We start from the raw sequence: 8,266 nt of genomic DNA, 5'->3' as shown, positions 1-8,266 counted from the left end.
GCCCGGACGGTGCGGTCACGGCCACGTCGAGCGGGTCCCCGTCGAGCAGCGGGGCCAGGTCGGACAGCATCGGCTCGGCGAGCACCAGCGGCCCGACGAGGTCGCGGTAGCCGCCCGCACGGTGCGTCCGGTGCGCGGGCACGGCCTCGGACAGCGGCGCCAGCCCCGGTGGGAACACCGCCGCGTCGTCACACAGACCCCGGGCGAACGCGGGGATCGGCTCCGGCGCGCTCACTGCCCCGGCCCCCGTCCCGACCAGGTCCAGGCGTAACCGGGGTCCTCGCACGCCAGGCCGCCCTCGCCGAGTTCGAGCGGGCGGAAGGTGTCCACCATGACGGCGAGTTCGTCGACCGACTGCACGCCGATGCTGCGTTCGTACGCGCCCGGCTGCGGGCCGTGCGAGTAGCCGCCGGGGTGCACCGAGATCGAGCCCTGGTCGATCCCGGACCCCTTGCGGGCACTGTAGTCGCCGCCGCAGTAGAACATGACCTCGTCCGAGTCCACATTGGAATGGTAGTAGGGCACCGGGATGGCCAGCGGGTGGTAGTCCACCTTGCGCGGCACGAAGTTGCACACCACGAAGTTGTGGCCCTCGAACACCTGGTGCACGGGCGGCGGCTGGTGCACCCGGCCGGTGATGGGCTCGAAGTCGTGGATGCTGAACCGGTACGGGTACAGACAGCCGTCCCAGCCGACGACGTCGAACGGATGCGTCGGATACACCATCCGGGTACCGACGACCCTGCCGCCGGCGTGGTGCTTGACGTAGACCTCGACGTCGGTGCCCTCGGCGAGCAGTGGCTCGTCGGGTCCGTGCAGGTCCCGCTCGCAGTACGGGGCGTGCTCCAGCAGCTGCCCGTAGCGGGACAGGTAGCGCTTCGGCGGGGCGATGTGGCTGTTCGCCTCGATCGCGTAGGCCCGCAGCGGCTCGTCGCCGCGCGGCAGCCAGCGGTGCGTGGTGGAGGTCGGGATGATCACGTAGTCACCCGCGCCGGCCTCCAACGCGCCGAACACGGTCTCCACCGTGGCGGCGCCGGACTCGACGTAGACGACCTCGTCGCCGAGCGCGTTGCGGTAGAGCGGGGACTCCTTGCCCGCCACGACGTAGGAGATCCGCACGTCGCCGTTGCCGAGCACGAGGCGGCGTCCGGTGACGACGTCGGTGTCGGCGCGCGCGTCGAAGAGGTCGTGCAGTTTCAGGTGGCGCGGTTTGAGCGGGTGGTTCGGGGTGGTCGTGGTGTCCGGCGGCTCCCACACCTGCGAGTCCACGATCGCCGACGGGATCTCGCGGTGGTAGAGCAGCGACGAGTCGGAGGAGAAGCCCTCCTCGCCCATCAGCTCCTCGTAGTAGAGGCCGCCGTCGTCCGTGCGGTGCTGGGTGTGCCGTTTCGGGGGCACGTTTCCGACCCGGCGGTAGTACGCCATGACTGCCTCCTTGCTGTCGGTGGCGGGCCGAGGAAGGCCGCGGTCGCGGGGGACCTGCCGCCCATATAGTTAAACCATTTACTACCGTCGGGTCAAGGGCGCGTCGCTCGCCCGCGGGGTCAGGTGCGGCCCCGGATGTCGAAGTCCTCGCGGCCGGAGACCAGCTTGTCCAGCAGCATCACCAGGATGCGCTGTTCCTCGGCGGAGAGCACGTCGACCCAGTCGCGTTCCCGCTCGTTCTGCTCGCCGAAGACCGTCACCATTTCCTCGTGCCCGGCGTCGGTGAGCGAGAGCAGCACCGACCGTCCGTCGCGCGTGCCGGGGTCGCGCTCCAGCAACCCGTCGGCGACCAGGGTCTTGGTCAGGTTGGACACCGCGGCCCGGCTCATCCCGGTCAGCTCGGCGGCCTTCTTCGGCTCCAGCGGGCCGGCCAGCCAGATCACGAACAGCAGCCGGAACCCCGACCACGAGCGGCCGCGCGGCCGGTGGATCGAGGCCTCCAGGTCGTAGGTGACGATGTTGGACGCCCGGTTCAGGGTGAGCAGCAGCTGCGTGGCGAGCTGGTGGCGGAATCCGTACTCGCGGTACAGCCTGTGATTGGCCAGCTCGACGAACGACCAGAAGTCCAGCTCGTCGTCGGAAGGACCGCCCTGTCCGGGCTCCCCGGGTTCGTACGCCGCCATGCTTTACACCTTAAGGGGGTTGAGTAGTTAAAGCATGAACCATATCGGGATGCAGCTTAGCGTTAAGACAGTTACTATAAGCGTGTTAACGCTAATCGGAGGTCTGGTGTGCTGGACAAGCCTGTCGACGTCTTCGACCGGGAGGTCGAGTGGGCCGACCTGACCGAGTTCGCCCTGTCCGGGCACGCGGGGCTGCGCATCGCGGTCGTGTACGGGCGTCGTCGGCAGGGCAAGTCGTATCTGCTCCGCCGACTGGCCGAATCGACCGGCGGGCTGTACCACCTCGCCACCGAACAGACCGAGACGATCGCCGTGCGGCGGTTCAACCGGGCACTCGCCTCGTGGGCGGGACTCCCCGAGGGCGCACTGGGCTTCGCCGACTGGGAGCAGTCACTGACCGGCGCGGTGCGGATGATGGCCGACCGGAGCGGGACGGACGCCCCGTCGTTGCTGGTTCTCGACGAGTTCCCGTATCTGACCCGGGAGACGCCCGGTCTCCCGTCGATCCTGCAGGGGCTGTACGACGAGTTCGGCCCCGGAGCGCAGTCGCGGCAGCCGCCGATGCGGATCGTGTTGTGCGGTTCCGCGATCTCGGTCATGTCGGACCTGCTCGCCGGGACGAAGGCGTTGCGTGGACGGGGTGCCCTCGAACTGCGGGTCAGTCCTTTCGGCTTCCGCGAGGCCCGCGAATACTGGGGGATCGACGACACCCGGACCGCGTTCCGGCACAACGCACTCATCGGGGGCACGCCCGGTTACCGTGAGCTCGTTCCCACCACCCGGGTGCCGGAGAACCCCGACGAGTTGGGCGGATGGCTGGCGCGCAACGTCCTCCGCCCGGGCGTGCCGCTGTTCGACGAGGCCGACCGCGTCGTGCACGAGGACCCGAAGCTGCGTGACCCCGCGATCTACGGTTCGCTCATGGCCGCGATCGCGGCGGGGGAGAGCTCCCCGGCCAAGATCGCGGGGCTGCTCGGCAGGCAGACGTCGTCCCTGACGCACCAGCTTCGGATGCTGGAGTCCACGGGTTTCGTGCGGCACGATCAAGATCTGCTGCGCCAGCGCCGACCGGTGATCACGGTGGCCGATCCGGTGGTCCGACTGCACCACCTGGTGATCGAACCGTATCTCGCCGATCTCGAAGCCGGTGAGGCCGAGCAGGTCTGGCACGAGGTCGCGCACACCGTGGCGTCGAAAATCCTCGGCCCGCACTTCGAAGCACTCGCCACCGAGTGGGTCACCCGGTTCGCCCGTGCGGAGGCGGGTCTGCGGGTGGGGCCGACCGGGCAGACGACGGTGCCCTGTCCGGAGCACCGCACCGGCCACGAGGTCGACATCGTGAGTCTCCGCCGCGGCGCGCGGCCGCGGACGACCGGGGCGCCCATCGTCTTCCTCGGTGAGGCGAAGGCACGGGACCGCAGGCCGGGGCTCGCCGAGCTGGCGCGCCTCGACCACATCCGCGACCTGCTCACCGGCAGCGGCCACGACGCCTCCGAGGCGGTACTGGGTCTGTTCAGCACCACCGGCTTCACCGACGATCTCGTCGCGGAAGCCGCACGCCGGGGCGAGGGCGTGCTCCTCGTCGGCCTCGACCGCCTCTACGGCGTCGCGTGACGGCTTTCGGCCGTCAGCCCGGACGCCGGATCAAGAACAGTAATCTCAGTCAAGTCACGTGGACGTCGACTGTCGGCGGGAGCCTGACGGGTGTACACACCAGGCTCGCGGCGAGATGGGTGCGTCCAACCAGACCGTTTGCCGCGTCGCGGTGACTGTCACGCCGAGTCGGTCCCAGCCGGGGCGGCCGGTGTTCTCCCACAGGGTGTAGCCCCGTTCGACGGCCGACCACAGCGGCCCCGCGTAGGTCACTGTCCGTGGCTCGCCGCGGTGTGGAACCATGTCGACCTCGGCCCAGGATCCGTCGTCGCCGGTCAACGTGGCCGCGCGTGGCCCGTCACCGGGGTCGTCGCCGAGCCGGTACCCGATCGTGACCTGTCCACCGAACTCCAGGCACGACAGAAACCAGGGAACAGGATCCAGCCATACGGCCGCACCCAGGGGTGTCGTGCGGGTTTCTGCCACACCGAGACTTTCGGGGTCGGGTGGCGCGACCGGGGCGTCGGTGTGGCGCATCCGCATGAAGTAGGCCTGTCCGGTGTCGAATCGGCCTTCGAGCTGGTCGCCCGCTTTGCGGAGGAGGACGAGGTTGCCCGCCGAGGCGGTGATCTTCAGGTCGGCGAGGACGAGTCCTCCCTCAGCGAGTTGGCCCAACCACGAGTGTGGCACCTGCGGGACGGCGACCGTCGCGAGGACGCGATCGAACGGTGCGTGTTCGGCGAGGCCGTCCCGACCGTCTCCGGTGACCACGGTGGGCCGGTGGCCGAGGCTGCCGAGCCGTTCCCGCGCGGCGGTGGTGTAGTCGACGTCGACGCTGAACACGTTCGCATCGCCGAGGGCGGCACACAACAACGCGGTGTTGTAGCCGGTTCCGGTGCCGATCTCCAGCACGCGGTGCCCGGGATGGAGGTCGAGCAGTTCCAGCATTCGTGTCATCAGCCCCGGCATGGACGATGACGAGATCCCGTGGCCACGCGCGTCGACGTCGGTGAACAGAGCGACGTTGCGGTACACGGCGGCCACCGCTTCGGGGCTGTCCACCGCGATGCGTCGCCACTCACCGGTCGACTCCTGTTCGCGGTACTCAGGTACGAAGACGTGTCTCGGCGTCGACCGGAACGCGGCTTGCCAGCGGGGGGAGACCAGTTTTCCGCTCACGGTGAGTTCGTCGGCCAACGCGTCCACGAGTGGGCGCCAGTCGACTCCGGGGCTGCTCATCGGTGCCCCACCGGGCGGACGAGTAGGTCGGCGAGTCTCGCGGTGAGCGGGGCTCCGGTATGGTGTTCCAGCCAGCCGTACTGGCCGCCCGCCATTAACCTCCAGGAACGTCCACTCACCTTCGGGGCTCACCACGAAATCCAGGGCACCGTAAAGGAGCCCCAGTGTCCGCATGAGTTTCGTGATGCCGGAGGCCACGTCCTCGGGCGTGTCACACGTGTCGTAGCTCAGGTGGGCGTAGTCGGCGCGCCAGTCGACCTGGGACGCGGCGCTACCGGCATGGATTGTGAATGCGGTCAGGAAGTCGCCGATGACGAGGACACGGACCTCGTACGCCTTGTCGACCCATTGTTGGAACAGGTGAGTGGTCTGGCTCAGCCCCGTGAGATCGGCGCGGTCGGCGTCATCGAGCAGACGGGTGAAGGCGATCTTGCGGCCACCCTGTTCGACGATCGAACCAGTTCCTGATCTTCTGCGTTCGTCGTTGATCCGCGCGAATCCGTCGTGCGCATGCATTGACGATCGTCGGTGACCATGCCCGTGCGTCAGACCGTGTCTGGAATGCCCACACCGGAGTGCACCCGCTACGCTCGGATCCGCGCTGTTCACCGGAGAAGAGGGGTGGGCCGATGCCGCGTGAGCCGGAGCACCTTGCTGAGATGCGTCGTGCACTGGGCGTGCGCCTGGCGACATTCCGGAAAGCGGCCGGAATGACCCAGGGACACCTCGCGCGAGCGACATACCGGGACCGCACCACCGTCAACCACATCGAGAACGGACGTGCGGGCGCTGACGAGCGCTTCTGGTGCGCCGCCGACGAGAGTTGCGGCGCGGGCGGTGTCCTCCGCACGGCCTTCCTGGAGCTGGAGTCGGCGAAGCGGAGCCATACCGAGCACACGAGGACGGCCGAACTGCGCGAACATCAGGCCGAGATCGAGTCATTCGGACCACTGCGTGCGTCACCGCGGGAAACCATCACCCGTCCGGACGCCGGGAGCGGGGATCACGACGAAGTCGCCGCCCTCGAACTGGCCCGGCGTGTCGAAGCGAGTGATCTCGGCGAGACCACACTCACAGCCCTCGAAGACGCGTTCGACCAGCTCGCCAGGGACTACTCCAGCACCGCGCCCGCCGAACTACTGGAACGACTGCGTACCCGTCTCGGGTACGTGGCACACCTGCTCGATGGGCGGACCACCCTCGCTCAGCATCGTCGGCTGCTCGCCATCGGCGGATGGTTGTCGCTGCTGGCAGCCACCGTGCACACGGACCTGAAACAGGCGGCCGCCGCCGAGGCCCGGCTCCGCGTCGCCGTCGAGGTAGCCCGGCAGAGCGGGGACGACGAACTCCGCGCGTGGAGTCACGAGACGCAGGCGTGGCGCCGTCTGACCGGTGGCGACTATCGGCGGGCGTTGGACCTGTCCCGCATGGCGCGACAGGTCGCCCCGCAGGGTAGTTCGGTCGAGATCCAGGCCACGGCGCAGGAAGGTCGTGCACTGGCCCGACTCGGGCAACGCCGGGACACACTCCGCATCGTCGAGCGCGTCCACCGGTTGGTGTCACCGAGAGAGCGTCCGCAACGGCCGGAGCACCACTATCACTACGACCCGGACAAGTGCGTCTCCTACACCGCGACGACCCTGGCGTGGGTGGGCGACCCGGCCGCCGAGGAGTACGCCCGTGAGGTTGTCCGGCGACTGCGCCCGGGTGCGGAGGTCAAACCCTGGCCCCGGCGGGTGGCGGTCGCGCACCTGGACCTCGCGTTGACGATGGTGACGACCGACCGACTCGATGAGGCCTGCGACACCACTCGTCGTGCGTTGTCGTCCGGCGGAATCGTACCGTCCAGCCGTTGGCGTGCCGCCGAGATCGTTCACGCGGTCGAGACACGGGGACTTCCCGAGGCGCCCGAGCTTCGGGAGGTGTACGAATCCACCCGGGAGACAGCCGGTCACCGTACCGGTTCGTAGCTGGTGACGGCGGTGACCTTCTCCGTCCGAAGGGAGACTTCGTCGAAGCGGTAGCCGGAGCCATTCCGACACCAATTCGGTCGGCTATCGGGGGCGGAAGTTGGCTGTTCTCCGGCCTCAGCTCGAGCCATTCATGAGTGACCGACATGTCCGCACGCTCGATAGAGAGATCGAGATGCTCACCACAGGACAACCGATCGCGAAGGAGTATGGACGATGACCGAGCACGGCCGGGTGTTCCGGGAAGCCTGGATCGAAGGTGTCCGGAAGCACTATCCCGGGGAGCCGAAAGCGGGATATGTCGCACCGTGGGAGGAGACACCCGATTGAGAGCAGCTGAGTGCCGCGGCGGTGTTCGATCAGGTGCGGGCGTTCGTTGACGCCACTGGTGGTGCTACATCGAAGCTGAGCCGGGAGCAGAAGGGGCGCTTCGTCGCACTGTGCTGGCTCGGGCAGATCCTCCGACACTTCGACGAACCGAAGCCCGCGTACGTGGCTGATTGGGAAGAGTTGCCCGAGTGGCAGCGGGAGACGGACGCTGACATTTTCGAACGGATCGAAGGGGCTCACATGGCTTGAGCCGGTCGAGCGGCATGGTGTTCGCTGGCCTTGTCAAAGGTGATGCGGTTGCATTTTTCAGCGCCGAGATCGCCACGCCCACTCTGTCGGCAAGTGAGCGGGGCGATCTCGGGCGAGGCCGGTCACCGCACCGGTTCGTAGCCGGTGATGGCGGCGACCTTCTCCGCCGAGGGGGAGGCCGCGTCGAAGCGGTGGCCGAGCCACTCCGAGACGAGTTTCCGGGCCAATTCCAACCCGATTACCCGTTCGCCCACGCACAGCACCTGGGCGTCGTTGCTCAGCACCGAACGCTGCACCGAGTAGCTGTCGTGGGCGGTGACCGCGCGGATGCCGGGCACCTTGTTCGCGCTGATCGCCACGCCCAGGCCCGTGCCGCACACCAGCAGCGCCCGGTCGGCCTCGCCGTCAGCGACCCTGCGGGCGGCGGTGACCGCCACGTGCGGGTATGCCGTGTGCTCGTCGGCCCCCACTCCGACGTCGATCACGTGTCCCACCCGGGGATCCGCCGCCAGATCCCGTTTCAAGGTGTCCTTGTAGGACAGTCCCGCGTCGTCCGAGCCGACCACGATGCGCAGCGGTGTCTGCTCGTTCACTGGGCTTCCTCCTTCGCTCCGGCGAGAATCCCGCCGATTTGGTCGAGGACGAGGGCCAGGGACGTCGCTCCCGGGTCCGGGGTGCCGAGGCTGCGTTCGGCCAGCGGCCGGGCCCGCCCTGTTTGGGGCGTGAGCCCGGCCGTGGCCTCGGCCGCCTCCCGTGCGGCGCGGGCGGCGTGGCCCC

At 68.6% G+C, this 8,266-nt stretch carries 7 protein-coding genes and 2 pseudogenes; 3 read left to right on the top strand and 6 right to left on the bottom strand.

The window, feature by feature from the left end:
* From SACPADRAFT_RS32305 to SACPADRAFT_RS0206090, 3 genes and pseudogenes are all read right to left on the bottom strand, one after another.
* Positions 1-235, bottom strand: a pseudogene (locus tag SACPADRAFT_RS32305) (hypothetical protein); the annotation flags it as partial.
* The gene (locus SACPADRAFT_RS0206095) at positions 232-1,425 is read right to left on the bottom strand and encodes a homogentisate 1,2-dioxygenase (RefSeq protein WP_007025541.1); all 1,194 of its coding nucleotides are present in this window, start codon (positions 1,423-1,425) and stop codon (positions 232-234) included. The pseudogene SACPADRAFT_RS32305 and the gene SACPADRAFT_RS0206095, both read right to left, overlap by 4 nt.
* Positions 1,426-1,544: 119 nt before the next feature.
* A complete protein-coding gene (locus tag SACPADRAFT_RS0206090) occupies positions 1,545-2,108 on the bottom strand; it encodes a MarR family winged helix-turn-helix transcriptional regulator (RefSeq protein ID WP_007025542.1) in 564 nt (187 codons plus the stop codon).
* 108 nt (positions 2,109-2,216) lie between these two features.
* On the opposite strand from SACPADRAFT_RS0206090, the gene SACPADRAFT_RS0206085 reads away from it, so the two are divergent.
* Positions 2,217-3,722, top strand: a complete 1,506-nt coding sequence (locus tag SACPADRAFT_RS0206085; protein WP_007025543.1) for an AAA family ATPase — start codon at positions 2,217-2,219, stop codon at positions 3,720-3,722.
* Positions 3,723-3,776: 54 nt separating this feature from the next.
* Here SACPADRAFT_RS0206085 and SACPADRAFT_RS0206080 read toward each other — a convergent pair whose 3' ends face one another.
* Entirely contained in the window at positions 3,777-5,456 is a 1,680-nt protein-coding gene (locus SACPADRAFT_RS0206080) for a methyltransferase domain-containing protein (RefSeq protein WP_007025544.1), read from the bottom strand.
* A 143-nt stretch (positions 5,457-5,599) separates the two neighbouring features.
* Between SACPADRAFT_RS0206080 and SACPADRAFT_RS0206070 the strand changes: the two genes are divergently transcribed.
* A complete protein-coding gene (locus SACPADRAFT_RS0206070; RefSeq protein WP_233357126.1) occupies positions 5,600-6,910 on the top strand; it encodes a helix-turn-helix domain-containing protein in 1,311 nt (436 codons plus the stop codon).
* Between the two features lie 216 nt (positions 6,911-7,126).
* Positions 7,127-7,489 (top strand): annotated as a pseudogene (locus tag SACPADRAFT_RS25825) (hypothetical protein).
* Positions 7,490-7,611: 122 nt separating this feature from the next.
* Here the strand turns inward: SACPADRAFT_RS25825 and SACPADRAFT_RS0206060 are convergent.
* Entirely contained in the window at positions 7,612-8,082 is a 471-nt protein-coding gene (locus tag SACPADRAFT_RS0206060) for a ribose-5-phosphate isomerase (RefSeq protein WP_007025548.1), read from the bottom strand.
* A partial coding sequence (locus tag SACPADRAFT_RS25820; RefSeq protein ID WP_007025549.1) for a DAK2 domain-containing protein occupies positions 8,079-8,266 on the bottom strand: 188 nt, incomplete at its 5' end. The genes SACPADRAFT_RS0206060 and SACPADRAFT_RS25820, both read right to left, overlap by 4 nt.

Source organism: Saccharomonospora iraqiensis subsp. paurometabolica YIM 90007 (assembly GCF_000231035.2).
Lineage (GTDB): Bacteria > Actinomycetota > Actinomycetes > Mycobacteriales > Pseudonocardiaceae > Saccharomonospora > Saccharomonospora paurometabolica.
Note: the sequence above shows the minus strand (reverse complement) of the source record. Positions and strands in the feature narration are given on the sequence as shown.